This is a genomic window from Bacillus sp. C-3-6, from assembly GCF_054509685.1.
Genome location: NZ_CM137247.1, coordinates 1,295,533 through 1,320,438, shown reverse-complemented (window position 1 = coordinate 1,320,438; position 24,906 = coordinate 1,295,533). Strand labels below are relative to the sequence as shown.

The window sequence follows — 24,906 nt, the reverse complement described above, 5'->3', positions numbered from 1 at the left end:
GATCCCGTACCCCTTTTATGAAATAATAAGTTCTTGTTTCTCGATATGTTCCATTACGTTTTCGAGCTCCTGCATCGTTTCAATCGTAAAATGAGCCCCATTTTCAACAAACCGATTACGAACTATTTCTATTTTTTCACGAAGCTCTACCGAATCCATACTCTCCACTTCCTCTTCCGTTAAACCGAGCTCACTACTTCCAAGAATTACACCAACTGTCCACATTCCAGCATTTCTACCTTCTTTCATATCTGATACTGTGTCCCCTACTTTTATCATATGGTTCATCGGATACACACCAAGTTCCATTGCATTTTTATAGCACATCCATGGGTATGGGCGGCCTGCTGGAACATCATCTGGCGTAACAAGAAAATCAGGTTTATATCCTTGTAAAGCTGCTTCCTTTGCTACAATATCCATCATTTCTCTCGTATAACCAGTTGTTGAACCGATTTTAATGCCTCTCTCACGTAAAGAAGCGATTACTTCTTTTATTCCATCAATCGGCGTAGCATAACTTGGCAAAATAGAAAAGAGAATTTCTTCAAACTCTTCATACATCTCATGAATGTCTGCTTCTGTTGGTAAGTGACCAAAGACATGCTTCCACTCATCCGCAATACGAGGCATTTCTGTTAGTGCCCTTACATGATCTATTTTTAATAATCCCATTGGCTTACGTGCTTCTTCTGCTGTAATTTCAACGCCGCGTTTATGAAAAATCTTCATGAATACTTCTAGTGGTGCAAAGCATCCGTAATCAACCGTCGTACCTGCCCAATCAAAAATAACTGCTTCAATTTTCATTCTGTCCATCACCCTTCTTACTTATCTTTTTTGCCATTGTGAAGTTCGGTTACGAAGTGCTTTCGTTCCCCATTCATATACAACTCTCACTACAATATTTGTAACAACAATAAGTACACTCATTGCAGCTGCTGGCGCTACATTTCCTGCATCATCCATATTTACGATTGATACGGCAGCTAGTTTAAAATCAGCTGCATATAGGAACACAACTGCCGATACAGTTACCATTGAATTTACGAAGTAGTACATTACCATTTCTAAAATTGCTGGTAAACACATTGGTACTGTTACTCGGAAGAATGTTTTATAAAACGGAATACCCATCGACTGTGAAACAAGCTCAAACTCTCGGTCTAATTTCTTTAAGGCAGTCGTTGCCGTAACAAATGTTACAGAATAAAAATGAATGATATTTACTAGTACTAATACAGCAATTGTTCCGTATAAAGAATGAAACGGATTCGTTACTGATAGTCCAAGAATTTGAATCGTTGGTTGACTAAAGAAAAAGACATATCCTAATCCGAGTACTAAACCTGGTATCGCTAACGGCACTATAGAGAAAAAGTAACCTGTTTTTCTGAAAAATTGTAGCTGGTCTATTTTCTCAATTGCATATGCGAATACAAATGTTAAAATTGCCCCAATAACTGCTGTAACTGCTGAAACAATTACGCTATTTTTAAATGCTTCAAGTCCATCTCCTGTTAAACTTGAAAAATTAAAATGCTCAAATGTAAAACTCATATTATATGGCCATACTTTCACACTTGCAGCAATACCAACTGCAACAAACAATAGAATGATCATAAGGGTAATCACACTACAATATATGAATGAGATTACATCTCTTTTCTTATTAGCTATTATTCTGTATGGTACTGCTTTTGAAGATAAGAAATTCGCCTGCTTTCTTTGCGTAATACGATCAACTACAAATGCGAATATAGCTGGGATTAATAAAATCATTCCGACAGTTGCACCCATCGGCATATTTTGCTGTCCAATTACTTGTTTGTATACGTCAGTAGCAAGCACATTATATTGCCCACCAACAATTTTTGGTGCCCCAAAATCAGTAAAACTAAGTGTAAACACAACAAACATTGCACTAATTAATCCGTACTTTACACTAGGTAAAGTAACCGTGAAAAATTGCTTTGTTTTACTGGCTCCTAACATATTAGAAGCTTCATATAAACGATAATCAGATCCTTGAAAGGCAATTAGCAATATGAGAAAGGCTTGCGGAAATGTATACATAACTTCAGCTATTACAATTCCTACTGGTCCATATAAAGGGATTTGTATACCTTCAAATAAACCAAACATTCCTTTCGTTACTAGCCCTTGATTACCAAATAAATATGTAAGTGCTATACCGTGCATCATCGTTGGTGCAAACAATGGTAATAACGCTACATACTGAAATACGCGCTTTCCAAAAACATTCGTACGGGCAATTGCATATGCGTAAACGAATGCGATTGCAACTGAAATAATTGTTGTTGCGCCCGAAATCCATACTGTATTTTGTAAAGACTGCACTAAAGTTGGTGTTGTGAAATATTTACTGAAATTCGCTAAACCAATGAAAACTCCATCTTTATTATAAAAAGCTTGTGTAAATAGTTGTAATAGCGGTAATACAAGTATGATAAGGAAGGAAAGAATCATACCGATAATTACGAGCCTTTGGATCCATTCCTCTTTCCCTATACTTCTCTTAATCTTTTTTTTCGTACTTTCTACCTTATAGTTTTCTAACATCTCCATCTATACAATGACCTTCTTTCCATATGACAACATATGATTTTCTGAGAAAGAGATTTGAATCGGCTTTCCTTTTCTAATAGCCGTTGCTTCTACTTCTGATGCTAATATATCCACTACAATTTTCTCATTATAAAGGTGTGTGTTTTCTTCTACGACTCGCACTTCCGTCCGATATACAGATCCGCGAAATTCCATACTTTCCACAACTGTTTTAATACCGTCCTTTTGTACAATTGTTACATGTTCAGGACGAATTGCATGTTCTTCGTTATTTTTCGAAAAGAAATTAATAGAACCAATAAAATCTGCCACAAACGGATTGGCTGGTCTTTGATAAATCTCCTCTGGTGTTCCAATCTGCATAATTTCCGCATGATTCATTACAACAATTTTATCAGCCATCGTTAATGCCTCTTCTTGATCATGCGTTACCATAATCGTCGTTATTCCTATTTTCTCTTGCAAATCACGCATTTCCCTACGTAATTTTTCACGCACTTTTGCATCTAAAGCTGATAACGGCTCATCGAGTAACAAAATATCTGGAGACAGAGCGAGCGCACGTGCAAGTGCTACTCGCTGCTGTTGTCCACCAGACATTTGAGCAGGATATTTATCTTTTACATTCAGCAAATCTACAAGTTTTAACGCATCTAGCGCTTTCTCTTTCACTTCTGCTTTCCCATATTTTTTTGTCTTTAAGCCGTATTCAATATTTTCAAGTGCTGTTAAATTCGGAAATAAAGCATACGATTGGAAAACCATTCCGAAGTTTCTCTTCCCAGAAGGCAATGCTGTAATATCTTTTCCATTCACAGCTATACTGCCAGTCGTTGGTTCCTCTAGTCCCGCTAAAATGCGAAGCAACGTCGTTTTCCCACAGCCACTCGGGCCTAATAAACAAACAAACTCATTTTTGTTCACAGTAAAAGAAATATCTTTTAACGCTGTAAATGCATCAAACTGTTTTTGAATGTGTTGAATTGATAAATATTCGCTCATTTTTCTCTCTCCCACTCACTTACTTTTTCGGTTCTGCTTTTTGGCCAAACTCTTTTTCCCATTTTTCTAAAATTTTGTCACGATTTTCTGCTGCCCATTTAAAGTCATTCTTTTTATATAATTTTTCAGTAACATCTTTCGGGAATCCCTCTGGAAGTTTATAATCATTTTTAATTGTCGCAAATCCATTTTTCTCAAAGTATAACTTCATTACATCATCAGTAATTGCCCAATCTAAAAATGCTTGTGCTAATTTATCATTTTTCGCATTATCTTTCTTAATAAGTGCGTTCGCTTCTACTTCCCACCCTAATCCTTCTTTCGGCAGTACAACTTCAACTGGTGCACCTTTTTGTTTCTCTTTTAAAGCACTATAAACCATTGATACACCGACTGGATATTCACCTGCTCCTGCTAATTTCGCTGGTTTTGATCCTGAATGCGTATAACTTGCCATATTATCATGAAGTTTCTTCATGTAATCCCAGCCTTTATCTTCACCCATGATTTGTAGCCATGCAGAAACTGTTAAAAATCCTGTTCCAGATGATGCTGGATGTGGCATAACAAGTGTTCCTTTATACTCTGGTTTCGTTAAATCTTCATATGATTCTGGCATCGGTAAATTTTTCTTCTTTAACTCTTCTTTATTTACAGCAATCCCCGTCATAAATGCAGTATTTCCTACCCATTTTTCAGGTTGCTTGTCATCTTTAAATTGTGGAAGAACACGATCTGCTCCTTTTGGAGAGTATCCTTTTAACATATCTTTTTTATCTAAAGCTAATAGACTTGATGCCGCAGTTCCCCATACAACATCTGCTTGTGTATTTTTCCCTTCAGCTAGCAATTTCGCAGTAATAACTCCTGTTGAATCACGTACAATGTTCAATTTCACATCAGGATATTTCTTTTTAAAGGAATCAAGATAAATTGGTACAAGCTCTTCTTCAATTGCTGTGTAAACAGTTAATGATCCAGATAATTTGTCATCTTTCACTTTCGCTCCAGCACTTTCTTCCTTCTTTGCACCACACCCCATTAATAACGAAAATACCATTCCAGTCGCTACAGCTTTAAAGATTGTTTTTTTCACTGTTTCTCTCTCCTTTTACAAATCTTATGTACAACTCAAATATAAACAACTAGTGTAAAAGCAGTATTAAACCAACATTAATCTTTTGTTTGTTGTTTGTTTTTGTGTAATACGTTGCTACTTCTATGTTTTTTCGCATTTTTCTGCTAATAGAAAACACTAAATTTACAAATAATTAAAAAAACCTTTATAATCCCACAAAAAAATGAGGCGTTTGTAAAAAACGCCTCATTTTTGTTTCCCTTTTTTTGAATTACGATTAGCATACTTTGCGCTATTTTCTCCTTCATACTCTAATGCAAATTCTGCATCTGGTAAGCTTTCTTTCGGAGTTTTATTATTATTGATTGCCGCATTTTGTTTCACTTTTCTTTTTACCAATACATTCACCTGCTCTCAAGAAATCACTTTCTACTCTAGTTTGAAACAACTTAAAATAATTATTACTGGCAAGTGTTAACAAGTACATAAGGGGCGTTAGATGGAAATACTACAAATGAAGAAATCATTATAAAAAGGAGCGATAATTTTGAAGAAAAAAGAAAAGATTCAATCACCAATTTTAGACGAAACGCTCCCGCATCAAATGAATTTTCCATCTTTTAAAGGAACAGGAAAAACGATGCAACAACCTTTTGTGAATCAATATAATGTTGTAATTGGAGACAGTAAATATAATTCCGAGAACAGTCCGCTTAACAATTGGAGTGATGAAGTAGATCCTGCCATTATGGCTGGCGATGAGTGGATCCATCCGACAAATGATATTGGGTGGATTTCAGAAGAAAATCAAGAGTTACTAAAAAACGAAGTGGATAATAAAAATGAAGCTTTTATGCATCCACAATTTGGAATTAACGACTAAAAAACCATTCTACCTAACGTAGGTAGAATGGTTTCATACTATCCAATAATAATCCGCTCTTTCGGGTATTTATAGCGAGGTGGTTGTTCCCTTCCACCACTAGCTAAAATAAATGTTAAAATACCAACGCGTCCGATAAACATAAGCACAATGAGTACAAGTTTCCCAACAGTTGTTAAATCAGGCGTAACACCTGTTGATAGTCCCGTCGTTCCGAAAGCAGAACAAACTTCAACAATTAAGCTCATAAGCGGTACATTTTCCGTAATAGATAAAATGAATAGCGCAGTAGCACATAACAAAATCCCCATCGTCATAACGACAGATGCTTTTAGTACATCCTCTTCATGTAGCTGACGTTTGAAGACTCTAACTGTTCTACCGCCCCTTGCAAAGGTGTATAGTGACAATATACTAACAGCAAATGTAGTTGTACGTATTCCGCCCCCAACCGAACTGGGAGATGCCCCTATAAACATTAATATACTCATAAATAAAAGCGTCGGTTGTGACAATTCACGTATATCCATCGTAGCAAGTCCACCACTTCGCGTCGTCACAGATTGGAATAATGTATAAAATACCGTTTCATGCCATGACTTTCCTACTAAAAAGTGATTTCTCTCCAGTAAAAAAATCATAATTGTACCAACAACAACGAGTGCAAAAAATGTTGTTGTCGTCAATTTTGTAAATAATGAAAAACGAAATAATTGTTGTCCTCTTTTACTAAGGAATTGTTTCACTTCCATTAGCACAGGGAAACCAATCGCTCCTAAAATAATTAGTAACATATGGATCATTTGAACAATATAATCTTTTTTATACGGAATTAACGATTGTCCTGTTAAATCAAATCCACCGTTCGTAGTCGCACTAACTGCTGCAAAGAAACCGTGAAAATAAGCTTCTTGCCAAGTCGGAAAGTAAAGTAAAAATCTTGTACCTAATAGGATTGCTCCAATAAGTTCTATCGAAATAATTACAATTAAAATAGAACGCATCAATTCTACAAGACCCGATAAATTTCCTTGATTATGGTCTGCCATAATTAATCTTCTTCTTTGCAAACCAATCTTTTTCCCCGTAATGATCCAAACAAATGTACCAAGCGCCATAATTCCTAAGCCGCCTAATTGTAAAATAAGGGCTAAAACAATAATTCCTGCTGTAGTAAACGTATCTGAAATCGTAATAACAGACAGCCCCGTAACACTTACCGCACTAACCGATGTAAAAAGGGCATCTATAAATGTCCATTTCACACCAGGTTTCGTAACAAACGGTAAACTAAGCAAGATTACCGATACAACTACTGCTAATAAATAAAATAAAACAATGAGTTGTACTGGACGTAATTTTTGTAAAAACTTTTTTATATCTCTCATTCCATCACTTCGCTACCTTTTTTCTATCGATTAAATAAAGAAAAATCTTCCCTTTCTTTATTTGTAAATAACTGTTCAAATAATTTGGCAAAGACCATTCCATATACAGTTCCATTACCTCCATACGGCAATGCGTAAAACAAATTATGTATCTTTTCGTCTTCTTTTAAAATGGGGAGACCATCATGAGTACCACCAAATGCTGCTGCCCAATAGTAGTCTGCCTGTATATTTTTATACTGCGGGAACATCTCTTTTACAATATTAATAAGGATATCACGCTTATGCAATAATTTCGTATCACCGATTGTTTGAATTTGCATCGCTTCATCTAATCCGCCTACAATAATGCGGTTTCGATACGTTCGAAAATATAAGTAAGGCCGTTCCGTTTCCCAAATTAACGATCGCTCATGCCAGCCTTCAAACTGATCTATTTCATTTGTTACAATTGCATAAGAAGTTTCTACTGTTGTATTTTTTTCTTTCTTTCCAAAAAGCGCTTCATAACCTGTCGCCATAATAATATTCTTTGCTACAATTTGATTTCCTGTTTTCGTGTAACAAATTAAATCATTTTGGCGTTTTTTTATATGTATTGCCTCTGTATGTTCATATATATTAGCTCCTATTTGGTTTGCTTTATGCAAAAAACTATGCGCTAATAAATACGGATTCACCTCAGCATCACCTTGCGTATATAACGCTGCTTGTTTTGCAAAAGAATAACGTTTCTTAATATCAGCTTCTGTAAAATATTCAACTGGAAATCCATAATTCTGTAACGTATTATATTCCTCTTGTAAAAATGAGACATCCTCACTTTTACTTGCATAATATAAACTATTTCGCGGAATAAAATGGGGATCAATATCAAGAGTCGGTATAACCTCTTCCATTGTTCTTAGCGCTTCATAACAAAGCTTATATGCTCGTACCCCTTTTTCTTTACCAAATGTATGGATAAGGGAGGTTAACGATTTATCATGAAGGAATTGTAGTAAACCTGTATTAGCAGCTGTGCTACCACACCCAATTGCTCTTTTTTCAATAAGCGTAACACTCATGCCAATTTTCGCTAACGAATGCGCTATATGAGCACCAGCTTCGCCGCTTCCGACTACGAGCACATCACATATCATATCATTTTCTAACAGCGGATAACAAGGTACAGAAACTCCTGTATTCCAAAACAACTTACCGTTCATAAGTTTCATAATTATACTCCTAAAATATAAGTTTCTCCTTTCTATGTTTTGTTATTTCCCATAAAAAAATCCAACTAACATAGGCTAGTTGGATTTTTTATTTTTAATTAGAACGCTCTTCAAGCCAATTTCCAATCGTCGGATATGTTTGTTTTACAGCTGTTCCACCGTAAACGATAGACATATGCCCTGTCGGTAAACATACATATTGTTTATCTGTGCTAGAAATATGGTCTAGTAATGCTTCTACTTGACATGGCAAAGCGATATGATCACGTTTCCCGGAAATATTTAAGACATTCGCCTTAATATTTGCAAGGTCTACCTTTTGTCCGCGAATAACGAGTTCACCCTTAACCAGTTTATTATTTTGATAAAAATCACGAATCCACTGTCTGTATGATTCACCTGGGAACGGAATACCATCACCAACCCACTTTTGAACCAATCTCCAGCTTTCGACGAAGCGCTCATTCTCTGAACGATCTACTAAAGCAACATATGGACCGACAAAGTTTGTAATTGGTTTTAACATTTTGTTTCCGAAATCAATCATTTCTGGCGGAATATTTCCAAATGTATCCACCGCTTTATCTAAATTGAAGTATTTCTCATCTAACAAAGGACCATACAATCCTGTTTCAGAGAAATCAAAAGGACTTGTCATGAAAATTAAATTACGAATTGGCATGTGCGGATGAAGTGCTGCATAAATAGAAGTTAGCGTTCCACCCATGCAATAACCAAGTAAAGAAATCTCGTCCGATTTTGCAGTTCGCATTACTTTTTTTACTGCTTTTGCAATATAATCAAACACGAAATCATCAAATTTCAAATGACTATCTTCTAAACCAAATGTGCCCCAATCAAGCATATACACATCAAAACCACGATCCACTAGATATTCCACTAAACTATTTCCAGGAGTTAAATCCATAATATATGGTTTATTAATAAGAGCATATATTAACAGAATTGGAACTCTTTGTGTTTTTTCTTGTTTTGGAATGTAGCGATAAAGCTTCGTCTTATTCTTCGTCCAAATAACCTCTTTCGGCGTTAATCCTACTTGTGGCTCTGGTTCACGTAATAAAATTTCACTCGCCCTTTTCACTCGGCGGTATGCTTTTCGGTACTCTTCTGGGTATAGCTCTAATTGCTTTTCCCATTCTGTTGCGAATGTAGTCATTTTTTTATCTCCTTTTTGGTCGATTTCCTTCTTAAAAAAAGAAGTGCATTCCTGCTATGGATATGCACTTTTTTCTTACTTCATTACATATATAATCCGCCGTTAATGTTTAATTGCTGACCTGTGATATACGCACCGTCACGGCATAGGTATACTACACCTTTTGCAATTTCATCAGCTTGACCAAAACGTTTTTTCGGGATTTTTGCAACGATTTTTTGACGTACTTCTTCTGGCACTTCTGCTACCATTTCAGTATCAATAAATCCTGGGCAAATTGCATTTACAGTGACATTTGTTTTTGCAAGTTCTAACGCTAATGATTTTGTAAATCCTAACATACCCGCTTTTGCTGCTGAGTAGTTTGTTTGGCCAAATCCACCTGCTTGACCAATAATAGAAGAAATGCTAATAATTCTTCCTTCTTCCGCTTCCGTTATGTATGGAAGAACCGCGCTTGTCGTATTAAATACGCTACTTAAATTCACGTCAATTACGCGCTCCCAATCTTCACGATTTAACTTTTTGAATGTACGATCTCTTGTAATACCAGCATTATTAACAAGAATATCAACTTTACCAAAATGATTCACAGCTTCTTCTACAAGTCGGTTTGCATCTTCTACTTTAGAAACATCCGCTTGCACTGCATAAACGTCATGTCCGTCTTTTCCTAGTTCATTTACTAAGTTTTCAGCTGCTTCTTTACTGCTATTATAGTTAATAACTACTTTCGCTCCCTCTTGTGCTAATGCTACTGTAATTGCTTTTCCAATTCCTTTTGCTCCACCTGTTACGATTGCTACTTTTCCATTTAATTGAACCATTTCTTTTCCCCCTTAAATGAATTTGTGAACGATTGTTATGAATCATTTTGGTACTCATACTGTAGAGTCCCTATATAATTATGTTTCGCTGTTTACACGTGAAAAGAGATTCTCCCTCTCTCTTTTACCTGTTATAAACAAGCGCTTTTATCATTTTTTATTTTCCGGCTTATTCGCAGGCTTTACCTCTTCTTTTACAGGTACTTGTAGTTTAGCTAGTACTGCATTTTGCTTTTCTAGCAATTCTAAAATTTGATCAACTTTTGTTTCAAGCGTACGAATATCTTGTTTCACTTTTGTCACATCACGCTTTAATGTAGGAGCTTGTCCTAAAGAATCTACTTTCTCCTCTAGAAACTCCTCAATGTTATCTACTTTATTTTCTAAGTTAATAACAAGCGTAGCTACTCTTGCGATATCCTCTTTCGTCGGCACATTTACTTGTTCTAAATAGTTTTTTGTCGTATCATTTAATGCTTTTTGATAAAACAAATTCAAATCTAGAACGCTGCCCATCCAAGCAGAATATTCTTCTGTTTTAATTGTTTCATTGAGCGCTTTTCCCCAAAATGTTTCGGTTTGTTCATAAGCATTTTTCCATGCTTGTAGTGGATCGAATTTTTGATCAATCACTTTACCTACACTCCCTTTTTCGTTTTTGAAACAATTCAACCTATTCACTATTTTCTAATATTCTGAATAAAACTTCAAGTCTATATTTTATTTTTTTCTATTTTCTAACAAATGTGTTGACTTTAAAAACAGATAGGTGTAAATTGCACTTATAAGCAAAAAATTCCATCTAACTGATTCATGAGGTGATGCACAATCATGCTACAAAATGAACCAGAACAACGCGAAAGTTTGGAGAACAACCAAGCGAAACAACCAAACTCCATGCCAAAAAACTTCTTAGTTCCCTTCTTACTTCTCTGTCTAAAAGACTGGAGTCTTCATGGTTACAAACTTATTCAAATGCTAATGGATATCGGCTTTTCTTCTGTTGACCAAGGTAATGTTTATAGAACACTACGCAAATTAGAAAAAGAAAACCTTATTTCTTCTACTTGGGATACAAGCGATGGAGGGCCGGCAAAAAGAATTTATTCTTTAACTGAATATGGAGAGCAATATTTAACAACATGTGCGACTTCTTTTGAACATTATCAAAATATGTTGCGGACGTTTTTCACGTTATACACCAATGCATTCTTTCCATTTTCTACTTCTCCAGAAAAGGATGAAAAGGATTCTTCATCTTCACCTGGTGGTACAGCAGAGTAATCTGCGTTCACAATATGCAAAAAAACATTTGGGGGTCAAACAATGGAAACTAAACCATACGAATTAGTCGATGCATTTTGGAAAAACTGGTCTCAATCACTTTCCCTTTTTTCTTCAGCTGGGAAACAATTAGAGCAACTTACTTTAGAAACATTAAAACAACAACAAGACGCTTTGCATAAATTAACATCAGGAGTAGATGAACTAGAAAAAGAACTACAACAATTCACTGCTCAGTTCAATAACCAATATACAGATTACGTGAAACAATTAACTGGTAACTCCTTAAATGATCAAATTAACGAGTGGCAAGACAAGTGGAAAGAACTTTCTGCTCATATGCAGCAACTTACTGTTTCTCCTACAAAAACATCTTTGTCAATTCTTACACAAACAAGCGGTCAATTTGAAGAAACAACAAAACAATTTATTGAGCAACAACAATTACAACGTGAAGAGGCTCAAAAACAGTTAGAGGGTTTTTTGGAAGAGTTCAAGTCAAAACAGTTGGAACTCGCAAAAAAGTTCGAGGAAAACTCAAAAAATCTATTTACTTCCATCAAATAAGAAAAATGTGGGAGCTAACTGCAGCACAAACAAAACTCTTTCTTCCTCCTACTACATCAAGATGGCTAACATTTTTCGATATGGAAAAGAAGGAGGACAAAATGAATCCATTTCAAGAAGCACAAACTGTTCCGGAGCTTCGTTATGATGAGATTCAAGTCGGTGATCAAGCATCCCTTACAAAAACAATTACAGATGAAGATGTTATCAATTTTGCAAAATTGACTGGAGATGTGAATCCTATTCACATTTTAGATTCTTTTGCAAAAACGACAATGTTTAAAGAACGTATTGCTCACGGTATGCTCGTTTCGAGTTTTATTTCTACCATCCTTGGAACGAAACTCCCAGGCAAAAATACGATTTATTTATCCCAAAATGTTTCATTCCGTGCCCCTGTCAAAATCGGTGATACACTTCGCGTTGTGGCAGAGGTTATTAAGAAGCGTGACGATAAAAAAATCATCACGTTGCAAACAAACATATATAATCAATCGGATGATATTGTCGTGGAAGGTACAGCGACAATACTGAAAAAAGAGTAGCAAATTTGCTACTCTTTTTTTCTATCCAAGAACTTCTAATCGCACCGATTACTTCCGCGTATGAGTATGTCATTTCCACATAAAATAACGTTACCAGTTTAGATAAGAACTTAGCTGAACTGGACTACTCATAAGGATGTGTATCAACATGGTAAAAACAAACAAATTATTAGTTCCAGGTGCAGAACAAGCGCTTGAACAATTTAAATATGAAATTGCACAAGAATTTGGTGTAAGCTTAGGTTCTAATACAGCATCTCGTTCTAACGGTTCAGTTGGCGGTGAAGTAACAAAACGTCTTGTTGCTTTAGCTCAACAACAATTACGTGGATAATAATATAACATATGGCTTAGAGGCAGATATTATCTGCCTCTTTCTATTTTCAACATACATAATAGTGCTTTTTCACATACTAATCAAAGCAAAACGAAAGGAGCAATATGTGACATGAAACGGATTAATATTAGCATGAGCCCTCCCCGCGTTCTTACTTTATCTTTTATTGTATTATCAGTTGTCGGCACATGCTTATTAAAACTGCCAATTGCTACGACAACGTCCATTTCATGGCTCGATGCCTTATTTACAACCGTTTCCGCTTGTACTGTTACTGGACTTGGTGTTGTGGATACTGGAAAAGTGTTTACTTTATTTGGACAATGTGTCATTTTAACGCTTATACAAGTTGGCGGGCTTGGCATTATGAGCTTTGCGGTCTTAATTGCTATTATGCTCGGAAGAAAAATCGGTCTTCAAAACCGTATTTTATTACAACAAGCATTAAATCAAACGAATATCGGCGGCGTTATCCGTCTTGCCAAAGCATTATTTTTATTCTCTTTTACAGTCGAATGTATCGCTACTTTAATTCTTTCTTTTGAATGGGTACCCAAATATGGGGTTGCCAAAGGGATCTATTATAGTTTTTTCCATTCAATCTCAGCCTTTAACAATGCTGGTTTTTCTGTGTGGAACGATAATTTAATGTCCCATTCTCATAGCATTCTTGTCAATTTCGTCATTTCCTCTCTCATCATTTTAGGTGGAATTGGTTTTACAGTAATTGTAGACATAAAAAGAAAGAAAAACTTTAAAAACCTTACACTACATTCAAAACTTATGCTCACTTCTACTCTAATCGTCAACATTATTTCTACCCTTTTTATTTTTATATTCGAGTTCCATAACTCCCTTTCTATGAGAGGTTTTACCCCATTTGAAGAAGGAATGGCCTCTTATTTTCAAGCAATTTCAACACGAACTGCCGGGTTTAATACTGTTGATATTTCTACATTGTCAAAACCTTCCCTCCTATTAATGATGCTCCTTATGTTTATTGGTGCTGGTAGTGCTTCAACGGGTGGTGGGATTAAGTTAACAACATTTTTAATCATATTTTTTGGCGTATTTAAATTTTTACAAGAACAAGAGGATATTGTCGTATTTAAAAAATCCATTAAAAATACTCTCATTGTCAAATCATTAACCATTACTATTATTTCCATTTCATTTATCTTTTTTGCTATTTTAATTTTGAGTATTACTGAGCGAGTTCCTCTATTGATGAGTGCTTTCGAAGTATTTTCAGCATTCGGCACTGTTGGCCTCAGTATGAACTTAACACCCCACTTAACTATAATCGGAAAAGCTATTATTATCTTTATGATGTTTTTTGGGAAAATGGGTCCTTTAACATTGGCTTTTTCATTTGCTCGTAAAAAGAACCGGAAAATAAAATATCCTAATGAAGATATTTTAACAGGTTGACAACCGTATCAATTATCCATATAATGAGAATACAATAACATATCTCCAAAGGGGAGTAGCGTCCAAGAATATTTCTTGGAAACAAAGTCGTCATTACGTAGAACTTAGTTCTTCCGGCTTTGTTGGCATTTTTATTACATATGTCTAGCAAGACCTTTGCCTATTAACGGCAGAGGTCTTTTTTGCATTCATTTCCAAATTCTTCCAAAGTTAATAGGCAGGAGTATGGGGAAACTAAATAGTGGGGAAATTCTTCACTTATTTAGAACTTATAGAGATGAGAGGAGAATGTACATGGATGTATCATTATTATTGGAGTATGGTTGGGTATTACTCATCCTAATTGCACTTGAAGGGATTTTAGCGGCTGATAACGCTCTTGTTCTTGCAATTATGGTAAAACATTTACCAGAAGAAAAACGAAAGAAAGCACTATTTTACGGATTAGCGGGGGCATTTGTTTTCCGATTTGGATCGTTATTTATGATTTCGTTCTTAGTCGATGTATGGCAAGTGCAAGCAATCGGTGCCATCTACCTTATGTTTATCGCTGGTAATCACTTATTTAAAACATATGTGAAAAAGAATACAGATGAAGAAACAGAAGAAAAAGAAGCAAAGAAAAAACAAGAGAACTTCTGGTGGACTGTATTTAAAGTTGAAGTTGCTGATATCGCCTTCGCAGTTGATTCAATTTTAGCTGCGGTTGCACTAGCAATGACTTTACCAAAAACAGGATTAGGTACAATTGGTAGTCTAGATACTGGGCAATTCGTTGTTATCTTTGTAGGTGGACTTATCGGATTAATCATTATGCGATTTGCAGCAACTGCATTCGTACAAATCTTAAAACGTAAACCAGGACTTGAAACTGCAGCATTCTTAATTGTAGGTTGGGTTGGTGTGAAGCTAGCAGTTTATACATTAGCACACCCTGCATTAAATGTAATTCCACATTCATTCCCAGAATCCACTCCGTGGAAGCTTACATTCTGGATTGTATTAGTCGGAATCGCAGTTGGTGGTTGGTTCTTCTCAAAAGAAGTAGAAGTAAAAGTAGAAAAGAATTTAGACGAAAAAGCGCTGTAATTACAGCGCTTTTTCTTTTTCCTTTCTTCCTCTCAATGTCCAGAAAAAATTCCATTATACTACCTTTTGTAAACGTTTTCTTAACGTATGTATGTCCTTTTTGTGAAACATTGCACAAACTTATTGAAAGTGAGAACAATTCCATGTACTTTATTCATATAAGGAGTATTTATAGAAGATTTACTAAAGGAGCGTATTACTCATGCTAGAACAAGGACTAGATTATGTTGTCAAACTGGCTAAAAGCAAAAAGAAAATGCTAGATACAAACCCAATGCAATATTTCATTCGTGCTGCACTTGCGGGTATTTATATCGGTTTTATTATTGTACTATGTTTTAAATTAGGTAACTTTTTTCACATTGCAGATTCACCAGCAACTTATTTAGCTACTTCTATGTTTTTCGGGATTGCTCTCGTACTTATTATATATGGCGGTGCTGAATTGTTTACTGGAAACACAATGTACTTTACTGTAGCAACTTTAAGAAAAGAAACAACGATTTCTGATACACTTCGTAACTGGGTTGCTTGTTATGCAGGTAACTTAGCCGGCGCGTTATTCTTTGCCTTACTATTTTACGCAACTGGAATTTTTGAAGCAATTGATCACGGTCACTTAATGAATAAAGTCGTTGAAGGAAAGATGAACACACCTACAATGCAGTTATTCTTTAAAGCCATTTTATGTAACTGGCTCGTATGTCTTGCTTGCTTCTTACCATCTCAGGTTAAAGGCGACACGGCAAAAATAATGGTCATGATGCTACTTGTTTTCACATTCTTCTTATCTGGTTACGAACATAGTATTGCAAACTTGTCACTCTTTGCTTTATCTTTAGTTTCACCACATCCTGAGACAATTTCTTTTTCAGGTGCTATTCATAACTTAATTCCTGTTACAATCGGTAACATTATTGGCGGATCAGTATTTGTCGGTATGGTATACCACTACTTAACAAAAAAAACACCTGAAATTCAACAGGAAGAAACTGAAATCGCAGCAGCTCAACAAGAAGAGATTATTCCTTTACAAGCACATATGAAACATTAAAAACTCCAAAGTTTTACTTTGGAGTTTTTAGCTTCCCACGTATTTAACAACAAGGTGAGGATTAATTTCTCCTTCTTCCTTTCCCTTATCCATTCTCTGTTTCATCTTGTGCATACCGATGACATCATTCGTATGAAGGTGAATTTCATTTACATATAACCCCTCTGTACAAAAAGCTTCTACAAAATCCAGTCCATTTTTTGCTCCCCACCCCATATTAAAATCAAGGGAAAGAATATTCACATCATAATCCCGAACCATTTGCAAAGCACATTCTACTGTAGTTGCGGGCACATACCCGAACGGGCAACTTCTTTGATCATCCATATATACGTTCATTTTCTATTCCCTCTCTAATTTGAATATGCGGCCAATACATAACATATTGCCCCAAGACTAATAAAAGGACCAAATGGAATTGGTTTTCGTACTTCTATACGTTTTAATACGATACCCACCCCAAAGAAACAAAGACTGAAACAAGATGCTAAAAATAAAATGATAAAAACGCCTTTCACTCCTACTATAAACCCAAGTAACGAAAGTAGTTTTATATCACCTCCGCCAAGCCCTTCTGGATATATCTTTTGCATGCAATATAACAAAATGAATATAACACCACTACCAACTATACTATCTGTCCAAGTAACTAATTGTACAAAAACACTTTCAAGAATGAGTAACACGGCAAACGAAATTAAAATACAATCAGGAATTAACATATATAAGTAATCTGTAACTGAAATAATAAGAAGTAGCGAAAAAAGGGATAAAATGATAATAAGCTCTCGTTCTATTCCAATCATATACACGGTAAGAAGAAATATACTTCCTGTTATACATTCAAATGCTACATACATAATTGGAATTTTCCTCTTACAATTCGTACAACAGCCTCTTTGTATATAAAATGAAATGATGGGGATTAGTTCTTTTGGCCTTAGCACATATTTGCAATAATAACAATGTGAACGCGGGGTAATAATAGACGCACCTAATGGAACCCTCATCGCAACTAGCATAAAAAAAGAACCAAACACCATCCCTGCTAACAGTGCATATAAATAAGTGAACATCCCTTCCTCTCCTTTCCCAAAAAACATAGCAAAAAAAGGAGAGAACTTCTACTTCATATTATCCTTTATTCTACTAAAAAGCAGGCCATTTTCTGGCCTGCTTTCCCCTCTTTTATACGATGAAATATACTGCTTTTAATGGTCCATGTACTCCGACAACAAGATTCATCTCAATGTCAGCCGAGTTACTTGGCCCTGTAATAAAGTTAATACAAGATGCCGCTGTCTCCCCATTTTCTACGCGTAAGTTCATATCCTGAACTGCTTGTGTAATACGAGGCACAAGTGTTTCACGTGGAATAATAGCAAAATATACAGTCGGTAAAAAGTGTAAAGAACGTCCTTGCCCTTTATGACTTTGTACAACAATTGTACCAGATTCAGCTAATGTATAATCACTAAATGCAATACCAATATTCGCTTTTTCAGCTAAACGCATATTTTCGTCTTTTCTCTCTGGATCCCATACGTTTACTTCAACGTCTCGCTTTGGAAGTTCTTCTTTAAATAAAGATGTTAAACCATATGCATCAAAACGCTCATCTGCTGATAATAAAATAGGTCCACCGCCGTTTTCCATGATTACTTTTTGAAGGTCTTCACCTAATCGGTCATTTGTCGTTTCTACTACAGTTGTATGAATGTTTGTACATTGCTTTTTAAACACTTCTAGTAATTCTTCTTGTGAACAATCTTTTAACGTTTCTATATTCACATTACTTTTCCATACTGGTCGCTCTACACCTTCTGTTTTACGCGCGCGCCCAAGTTCTTTTGCAATGTTATCTAGAAAGGCATCACGGTTTTGAATTAATCCTGTCATTATTTATCCCCGCCTTTCTTATGATCTTTATACCAATCACGGAATCGCTCTTTACTTGGAGCTGGGAATTCCCGAATATCCGTCCAGTTTTTAAGTGGTCCAACACCTTTTGATACACGATTACCAGATGTAAATGGACTCATTGCCGCTGGTGCCATTTTTGATCCCATTTTATATAAAGCAGCTGAAGAAGCACCCATACTAAACATTTTCATCGCTAGTTTTTCTGCAAGTGGTGCACGACCTTCTTGCTCAACAATAACTTGACGATGTTTTAATAATAAATCATGCAATGGAATTTTTACTGGACAAGCTTCTGTACATGCTCCGCATAAACTAGATGCATAAGGAAGCTCTTTGTAATCATCATATCCACCTAGAAGCGGTGTTAATACCGCACCGATTGGTCCTGAGTAAATCGATCCATATGAATGTCCACCAACGTGACGATATACAGGACATACATTAACACAAGCAGCGCAACGAATACATTGTAATACTGAACGGAATTCAGATCCCAGAATTTGAGAGCGACCATTATCAACAACAACTAAATGGAATTCTTCAGGTCCATCAACTTCCTCTTCTTGAATTGGTCCTGCTACTGTTACATAACTTGTTAATTTTTGACCTACTGCACTACGACATAGTAAACCAACTAAAACATCTAATTCTTCCATTGTCGGAACCATACGTTCCATACCCATTACCGCAATTTGTGTTTTCGGAATTGACATAACAAGATCTGCATTACCTTCATTCGTTACTAAACAAAGAGAGCCAGTATTTGCAACAGCAAAATTACAACCAGTTACACCAATTTCTGCATCCATAAATTTCTCACGAAGTTGTTTACGAACAAACTTTGTCATTTCATACGGGTCATCAGAATTTTCATAGCCTAGCTTTTCTTTAAATACATCGCGAATTTGCGTTCTATTTTTATGAAGTGCAGGTGCAATAATATGTGAAGGTGGATCGTTATCTACTTGCAAGATATACTCTCCTAAGTCACTCTCTAACACTTCACAGCCAATCTCTTCAAGCGCATGATTCATACTGATTTCTTCTGTTACCATCGACTTTGATTTTACTACTTTTTTCGCTTGTTTCTTTTTGGCAACGTCTTGAATATACTTTGCTGCTTCCTCTTTCGTCTTCGCAAAGTACACGTGTCCGCCTCTTTTTGATACATTTTCACTTAACTGCATTAAATAATAATCAAGATTTTCTAACGTATGTTGACGAATTTGTTCACCTAGTTCTCGCCACTCTTCCCAGTTTCCTAATTCATCTGCGGCTTTTAAGCGATTCGTATATAAACGCGTTTGTGCAGAAGAAACTGCTCCGCGCATAAACGAATCTTGAATTCCATCACCAACGCGATCATTAAATTTTTTCTCACTGATTTTCATAGACATAGCTTATGTTCCCCCTTCATGAGCGACTATTCAGTACCTCAGCAATATGCATTACTTTTACTTCTTTTCCTAAACGCTCAATACGTCCGCCAATGTTTAACAAACACCCACAATCTGCACCGATTAAATAATCTGCACCTGTTTCCATTACACTATCTACTTTTTCGTCTACCATTTGCTCAGAAATTGGAGTCATCTTAACTGAAAACGTTCCCCCAAACCCGCAACAATTTTGCACGTTTGGTAAATCTCTCACAGTTAATCCTTTTACATTTGATAATAAAATTCCTGGTGCTTCTTTTATTCCGAGCATACGTGTCATATGACATGATTTATGAATAGTAGCTATCCCTGGTAAACTTGCACCAACATCTGTAACTTTTAAAACATCTACAATAAACTGTGTAAATTCATAGGTTTTATCAGCAACTTTTTGTGCACGTTTAGCCCACTTTGGATCATCTTTGAAAACATGCGGATACTCATGAAACATTGTCGCACACGAACCAGATGGCGTAACGATATATTCTGCATCTTCGAAAGTTTCAATCATATGTTTCATCGCCTCTTTTGCTGCTTCTACATGGCCACTATTATAAGCAGGCTGGCCACAACAAACTTGTGCTTCTGGAAATTCAATTTCACAACCTAAACGCTCCAACACTTCAACTGTTGCTTTGCCGACATTTGTTTCGAACATATCGACTAAACAAGTAACAAATAAAGTAACTTTCATAACTATTACTCCCCCTTTTTACAACTTCGCCAACAAACATATGGTCATCAGATGACTGAGTAGAGAAGAAATAGGCTCAACCATGGCCTATCCTCTCCCTCTTCTAAAGAAAACGCTTACTTAATCTTTCTCTATTTTATCAGAAAATTAAATTTTTAAAAGATTAAATTACGAATTTATATCGTTTTTACCTGTGACAATATGTTCTACATTTGTTAAATGATCTAGCATTGCTTGCTGCGCTAATTCTACATCTTGTTTTAACACCGCATCATATATAACTTGATGCTCTTCTATAAGTCGTTCTGATGTCGTTTGTTCACCATATAAAATAATGCGTCTTGATTCACCAATCGTTTCAGCAATCATCTCTGAAACATGATTCATGAGTTCAAGCAAAATGTTATTATGCGAAGACTCTGCAATTCCCATATGGAATTGAAAATCGGCTTTTTCGCCAGCCTTTTCATCTCCAATGCTCTTTGCCATTTCATCTAACCAATGTTTCATATTTTGTAAATTATCTTCCGTACGTTTTGCCGCCGCTACTCGAACTGCCCCCACTTCAAGCACCTTTCGTACTTCTAATAAATTCAAAATATCTTCTTTCTTCATTAATAATCTATTGTTTAATGATTTCGTTAATGAAGAAGAATCGAAGTTCTTCACATATGTACCTTCTCCTTGTTTCATCTCAATTAAGCCCATCGCTCTTAGCGCACTTAGCGCTTCACGAACAGCAGATCTACCAACTTGAAACTGCTCAGCTAATTGATGCACAGGGAGTAGTTTGTCACCAGGTTTTAACGTACCATTTTTAATCATTGTTAAAATAGCTTCAGATACTTCTTCGTAAATTTTTTTCGGTTTAATAGATTTGTACTCCAGTTAAATCACCTCAGTATCTTCCAAACAACAATTGAAACGATTTATAAGAACTTTGCATCATAACTATTTTAGACCGAATTGATAAGAAGTACAAATGTTTTGTTCATAAAATAGTCAAATTTTCGATATTTATTACATATTAATTTATATTTTTACGTATAAAGTGAAACTTTAATCAGTAGGGGTTTTGTTCATCCCCCACTGATTATTAGCCCTCACCAATCGGGCTTTTACGGACAGCAGGGCCTCCACCTAACTTCTTTGCTTCCGTTGAATTTTGAGGTGAGGGTCTTACTGTCCGGCAAATAGCGGGATAAATATTTTCTTCAATATAAAGAACATGTCCTAAAAATTAGAACATGCCCCCCTCATCCTGTACATTCAGTTTAATAATAACCGTTGTTCCCTTATCTTTTTCACTTTCAATTTTCCACTGTCCACCATGTATATGAACAATTTGTTTCACAATAGCAAGGCCTAAACCTGTTCCACCGTGTTGACGACTTCTCGCTTTATCAACTCGGTAAAAGCGTTCCCCAAGATTCTCCAAATGCTCTATATCAATGCCAATTCCTGTATCTTTTATTTTCAATTCACAGTAATCATCGATTTGCTCTAAAGTTATAACGATATTTCCGTTTTGATTTGTATACCGTATCGCATTATCTAACACATTATGAAGCACTTGTTGCATACGATCCTCATCAATCATGACAATGATCTCTGGATTTAAATTGGTTGAAATATGAAGTTCCTTTTCTATAAACTTAATCTCATACGTATCTAATACGTCTTCAATCAGCTGTGAAAAAACGATAGGTTGCTTCTTTAACGGAAAGTGCTCACCTTCTAATTGTGCTAAGTCTAACAAGTCATGAACGAGACGCTGCATACGACCTGCTTCTTTATGAATTAGCTGCGTTACTTTTTCCTGCTGCGGTCCCTTAGCAACGCCATCTAAAATAGCCTCGCTATACCCTTTTATATAACTAAGTGGTGTTCTAAGTTCATGCGAAACATTTGCTAAAAATTCCTTACGCTTTACATCTTCTGTTTCTAATGAATTGGCCATTTTATTAAATGCTTTTCCTAGTCGTCCAATCTCATCCTCTGAAGAAACTGTAATCCGCTCCGAGAAATCTCCCGTAGCCAAATGATTTGCAACCCGTTCCATTTGCGAAAGTGGCTTCGTAATTGCAATTATAATTTTTCTTCCAACCCATATAGTAATTAAAATCATAGCAATTGCTAACGGTGCTAAAATAAGACCCATATCATAGATTAAATCTTTTATACTTTTTAAAGGAATATACGAATAGACAATTCCGACTAATTTTTTATTTTCCAATACAGGGATGACAACCCCCATAATATTACGGTCAAAATGTTCTTCATATCCTATTTTTGTCACAGTTTTCCCATCTAATAGCGTTTGCCTATCTCCTTCACTTATAAGGGAATGATGATGCACATCAAAAGGCAAACATGCACTTAAATCACGCGGATTAGACACGAAAATAACGTCTGAACTAGATATTTGATCAAACGATCTTACTTTCTCTTCAAAAGTTGATATTCCTTCGTGCTTATCATATTGGGCAGCAAGATTTTTTCCTTCCATTACTAATGAACCTTTTAAATTATCAACGTATAATTTTTCATACGAGTATAAAGATACGAAATAAAGAAAGGACACTGTTACACATACTGCACATACTACTGTAAGCCAAAGTTTTTGTACCATTGTAAACATACATTACACCTCGAATTTATAGCCTACACCCCAAACAGTTTGAATGTAGTTTCCACTTTCTCCAAGCTTCAAGCGCATCGTTTTCACATGCGTATCTACTGTTCTTGTACTTCCGGCATAATCATATCCCCATACCTTTTCAAGTAATTGCTCCCGGCTAAATACTTGTCCTGTATGTTGGCAAAGAAAATATAGTAAATCAAACTCTTTTACAGTAAGAGAAATCGACTCACCATCCGCCTCGATTCGTCTACTTTTTTCATTGATAAGAATTGGTCCAAATTGAATCTCTTCTTGCTGTTCTTGCTTTGTATATCTTCTTAGCACAGCTTCCATACGGGCAACCAATTCACCAGGACTAAACGGTTTTACAATATAATCATCTGCTCCCATACGTAAACCGTTCACCCTATTCCACTCTTCACCTTTTGCGGTTAAAAATATAATCGGTACATCTGACGTTTTTCTAATTTCTTTACAAACTGAAAGTCCATCCATTTCTGGCATCATAATATCTAATACAACGAAGTCATAATGATCTGTTTCTATTTTTTTAAGAGCCTCTTTTCCATTTTCAGCTTCTCCCCACTCATATCCGAAGTTATCCAAATACATTCCAACAAGCTGCCTCATATCACTTTCATCATCTACAACTAGCACTCTATATTTATTCATTGTCCTTCCCTTCCCTCTCTATGAGTTGAAACGGTCCTTTTCCGACTTTAATTGTTTGTTTTATTTTCAAATTCTTCATATCCATAACGCATACTTCATCACTATCATAACTTGCTACATATCCTTCTGCTCCGCTCTCCAAAAATGCAAATGGATTCGACCCTACTTCTACAGAAGCTATTTCTTTATATGTGCTAATATCAAACTTTCTAAGTGTATTCGACCCATGACTTAATGCATATACGTACTTACTATCCTTCGTTATATTCACAGGCATAAATGGAGCATGTAAAGAACGTACCATTTCTCCACCCTGCAAAGAATATACTAACACTTTCTCATTTACTTGATTTCCATCACCATGTCCGCCAATCCATATTTCTTTCCCATCAGGACTAATCGTTGCTCCTGTTGATGCTGGTGGAATCATAAAGGATTGAACAACCTCTTTTTTCTTCGTATCAATTGTCGTTAGTTTCGTATCATAAAAGTTTAATACAGATAACCGATTATGATACTCTACCATCGTTATAGGTCCTTTGCCTGTTGAAACATTTCCTGTCTCTTTCCCATTTATCGTAAAGAACCTTACCTTTTGAACATTTTGATCGGCAGCAAATAATTGTTTTTTATCTTCTGATACGACCACATTTACAATGCCCTTTCCAGTTTTATATTTTCCCACTTGCCTTCCTTCCGCTAGTGAATATACATACATATATTCTAATTGCTTACCGTATACAAGTATTTCCTCACCATTTGGAAGCAGTGTGATTCCAGCCATTGGCTCATTTAGTTCCCATGTCGTGATTAACTTTTTATCTTTTTTATCAATAAAACTAATACTGCCTTCTTTTATATTCGTTGTTATAATAACATTTTTATCTTTAGCAATTGGTGTATATGCACTTCCTTGACACCCTACTAATAGAAATAAAAAACAGAGAAGAAAAACATACTTTCTCAAAAGATTCCCTCCATCTTCGGATGATTTCGTTATAATTGTAAAATAACAAATAAATGTGTGGAAAGTGTGAAATTTTCCTTTCTTACTCAATTTACA

At 35.7% G+C, this 24,906-nt stretch carries 27 protein-coding genes and 1 riboswitch; of the genes, 8 read left to right on the top strand and 19 right to left on the bottom strand.

The features are described 5' to 3' along the window. Positions 1-15 precede the first annotated feature (15 nt). The 5 genes from phnX to ACW0JX_RS06760 form a co-directional block, all read right to left on the bottom strand. Positions 16-810, bottom strand: coding sequence for a phosphonoacetaldehyde hydrolase (gene phnX, locus ACW0JX_RS06780; protein WP_095691189.1), 795 nt, complete (start codon positions 808-810; stop codon positions 16-18). A 21-nt stretch (positions 811-831) separates the two neighbouring features. Continuing rightward, on the bottom strand, positions 832-2,589 hold the full coding sequence (locus ACW0JX_RS06775) for a putative 2-aminoethylphosphonate ABC transporter permease subunit (protein WP_000425530.1): 1,758 nt from the start codon (positions 2,587-2,589) through the stop codon (positions 832-834). Then, positions 2,590-3,591, bottom strand: coding sequence for a putative 2-aminoethylphosphonate ABC transporter ATP-binding protein (locus tag ACW0JX_RS06770; protein WP_095691190.1), 1,002 nt, complete (start codon positions 3,589-3,591; stop codon positions 2,590-2,592). Between the two features lie 19 nt (positions 3,592-3,610). Next, complete coding sequence (locus ACW0JX_RS06765; RefSeq protein ID WP_000750893.1) at positions 3,611-4,687, bottom strand: putative 2-aminoethylphosphonate ABC transporter substrate-binding protein; 1,077 nt, start codon at positions 4,685-4,687, stop codon at positions 3,611-3,613. 228 nt (positions 4,688-4,915) lie between these two features. Continuing rightward, entirely contained in the window at positions 4,916-5,068 is a 153-nt protein-coding gene (locus ACW0JX_RS06760) for a hypothetical protein (RefSeq protein ID WP_000240799.1), read from the bottom strand. A 148-nt stretch (positions 5,069-5,216) separates the two neighbouring features. On the opposite strand from ACW0JX_RS06760, the gene ACW0JX_RS06755 reads away from it, so the two are divergent. Further along, entirely contained in the window at positions 5,217-5,552 is a 336-nt protein-coding gene (locus ACW0JX_RS06755; RefSeq protein ID WP_000726028.1) for a DUF3905 domain-containing protein, read from the top strand. Between the two features lie 38 nt (positions 5,553-5,590). Here ACW0JX_RS06755 and ACW0JX_RS06750 read toward each other — a convergent pair whose 3' ends face one another. The 5 genes from ACW0JX_RS06750 to phaR form a co-directional block, all read right to left on the bottom strand. Further along, entirely contained in the window at positions 5,591-6,940 is a 1,350-nt protein-coding gene (locus ACW0JX_RS06750) for a TrkH family potassium uptake protein (protein ID WP_001204706.1), read from the bottom strand. Between the two features lie 23 nt (positions 6,941-6,963). Beyond that, positions 6,964-8,157, bottom strand: coding sequence for an NAD(P)/FAD-dependent oxidoreductase (locus ACW0JX_RS06745; RefSeq protein WP_000772526.1), 1,194 nt, complete (start codon positions 8,155-8,157; stop codon positions 6,964-6,966). A gap of 94 nt (positions 8,158-8,251) precedes the next feature. Next, on the bottom strand, positions 8,252-9,337 hold the full coding sequence (gene phaC, locus ACW0JX_RS06740) for a class III poly(R)-hydroxyalkanoic acid synthase subunit PhaC (RefSeq protein ID WP_000206336.1): 1,086 nt from the start codon (positions 9,335-9,337) through the stop codon (positions 8,252-8,254). 83 nt (positions 9,338-9,420) lie between these two features. After that, the gene (locus ACW0JX_RS06735; RefSeq protein WP_000250407.1) at positions 9,421-10,164 is read right to left on the bottom strand and encodes an acetoacetyl-CoA reductase; all 744 of its coding nucleotides are present in this window, start codon (positions 10,162-10,164) and stop codon (positions 9,421-9,423) included. Positions 10,165-10,314: 150 nt separating this feature from the next. Further along, positions 10,315-10,797, bottom strand: coding sequence for a polyhydroxyalkanoic acid synthase subunit PhaR (gene phaR, locus ACW0JX_RS06730; protein ID WP_000566942.1), 483 nt, complete (start codon positions 10,795-10,797; stop codon positions 10,315-10,317). 198 nt (positions 10,798-10,995) lie between these two features. On the opposite strand from phaR, the gene phaQ reads away from it, so the two are divergent. From phaQ to ACW0JX_RS06695, 7 genes are all read left to right on the top strand, one after another. Beyond that, entirely contained in the window at positions 10,996-11,448 is a 453-nt protein-coding gene (phaQ, locus tag ACW0JX_RS06725; RefSeq protein ID WP_000939954.1) for a poly-beta-hydroxybutyrate-responsive repressor, read from the top strand. A gap of 42 nt (positions 11,449-11,490) precedes the next feature. Beyond that, complete coding sequence (gene phaP, locus ACW0JX_RS06720; protein WP_087965320.1) at positions 11,491-12,015, top strand: polyhydroxyalkanoic acid inclusion protein PhaP; 525 nt, start codon at positions 11,491-11,493, stop codon at positions 12,013-12,015. 101 nt (positions 12,016-12,116) lie between these two features. Next, the gene (locus ACW0JX_RS06715; protein ID WP_001067916.1) at positions 12,117-12,560 is read left to right on the top strand and encodes a MaoC family dehydratase; all 444 of its coding nucleotides are present in this window, start codon (positions 12,117-12,119) and stop codon (positions 12,558-12,560) included. A gap of 148 nt (positions 12,561-12,708) precedes the next feature. Next, positions 12,709-12,894 (top strand): alpha/beta-type small acid-soluble spore protein, encoded by a 186-nt coding sequence (locus ACW0JX_RS06710; protein WP_000241212.1) that lies wholly within the window; start codon positions 12,709-12,711, stop codon positions 12,892-12,894. Positions 12,895-13,008: 114 nt separating this feature from the next. Beyond that, on the top strand, positions 13,009-14,328 hold the full coding sequence (locus ACW0JX_RS06705; RefSeq protein WP_459245522.1) for a TrkH family potassium uptake protein: 1,320 nt from the start codon (positions 13,009-13,011) through the stop codon (positions 14,326-14,328). A 38-nt stretch (positions 14,329-14,366) separates the two neighbouring features. Beyond that, positions 14,367-14,532: riboswitch (yybP-ykoY riboswitch) on the top strand. 90 nt (positions 14,533-14,622) lie between these two features. After that, entirely contained in the window at positions 14,623-15,417 is a 795-nt protein-coding gene (locus ACW0JX_RS06700; RefSeq protein WP_000383326.1) for a TerC family protein, read from the top strand. A gap of 202 nt (positions 15,418-15,619) precedes the next feature. Further along, on the top strand, positions 15,620-16,471 hold the full coding sequence (locus ACW0JX_RS06695; protein WP_075718809.1) for a formate/nitrite transporter family protein: 852 nt from the start codon (positions 15,620-15,622) through the stop codon (positions 16,469-16,471). A gap of 27 nt (positions 16,472-16,498) precedes the next feature. Here the strand turns inward: ACW0JX_RS06695 and ACW0JX_RS06690 are convergent, their stop codons facing one another. The 9 genes from ACW0JX_RS06690 to ACW0JX_RS06650 form a co-directional block, all read right to left on the bottom strand. Next, on the bottom strand, positions 16,499-16,810 hold the full coding sequence (locus ACW0JX_RS06690; RefSeq protein WP_001103762.1) for a cyclic-phosphate processing receiver domain-containing protein: 312 nt from the start codon (positions 16,808-16,810) through the stop codon (positions 16,499-16,501). A gap of 14 nt (positions 16,811-16,824) precedes the next feature. Next, the gene (locus tag ACW0JX_RS06685) at positions 16,825-17,547 is read right to left on the bottom strand and encodes a prepilin peptidase (protein WP_000495719.1); all 723 of its coding nucleotides are present in this window, start codon (positions 17,545-17,547) and stop codon (positions 16,825-16,827) included. Between the two features lie 112 nt (positions 17,548-17,659). Then, the gene (locus ACW0JX_RS06680) at positions 17,660-18,370 is read right to left on the bottom strand and encodes a LutC/YkgG family protein (protein WP_000147182.1); all 711 of its coding nucleotides are present in this window, start codon (positions 18,368-18,370) and stop codon (positions 17,660-17,662) included. Beyond that, entirely contained in the window at positions 18,370-19,791 is a 1,422-nt protein-coding gene (locus ACW0JX_RS06675; RefSeq protein WP_000061930.1) for a LutB/LldF family L-lactate oxidation iron-sulfur protein, read from the bottom strand. The genes ACW0JX_RS06680 and ACW0JX_RS06675 overlap by 1 nt, the downstream gene beginning before the upstream one ends. A gap of 16 nt (positions 19,792-19,807) precedes the next feature. Next, on the bottom strand, positions 19,808-20,527 hold the full coding sequence (locus ACW0JX_RS06670; RefSeq protein ID WP_000869147.1) for a (Fe-S)-binding protein: 720 nt from the start codon (positions 20,525-20,527) through the stop codon (positions 19,808-19,810). A 168-nt stretch (positions 20,528-20,695) separates the two neighbouring features. After that, complete coding sequence (locus tag ACW0JX_RS06665; RefSeq protein WP_254904515.1) at positions 20,696-21,385, bottom strand: FadR/GntR family transcriptional regulator; 690 nt, start codon at positions 21,383-21,385, stop codon at positions 20,696-20,698. Positions 21,386-21,767: 382 nt separating this feature from the next. Continuing rightward, positions 21,768-23,168: a sensor histidine kinase gene (locus tag ACW0JX_RS06660; RefSeq protein ID WP_053564942.1), complete on the bottom strand. Its 1,401-nt coding sequence runs from the start codon at positions 23,166-23,168 to the stop codon at positions 21,768-21,770. A 3-nt stretch (positions 23,169-23,171) separates the two neighbouring features. Then, complete coding sequence (locus ACW0JX_RS06655; protein WP_016082390.1) at positions 23,172-23,843, bottom strand: response regulator transcription factor; 672 nt, start codon at positions 23,841-23,843, stop codon at positions 23,172-23,174. After that, positions 23,836-24,810 carry a YncE family protein gene (locus ACW0JX_RS06650; protein WP_095691192.1) on the bottom strand — a complete coding sequence of 325 codons (975 nt, stop codon included), beginning with the start codon at positions 24,808-24,810 and terminating at the stop codon, positions 23,836-23,838. Before ACW0JX_RS06650 ends, ACW0JX_RS06655 begins: the two co-directional genes overlap by 8 nt. Between the last annotated feature and the right edge of the window lie 96 nt (positions 24,811-24,906).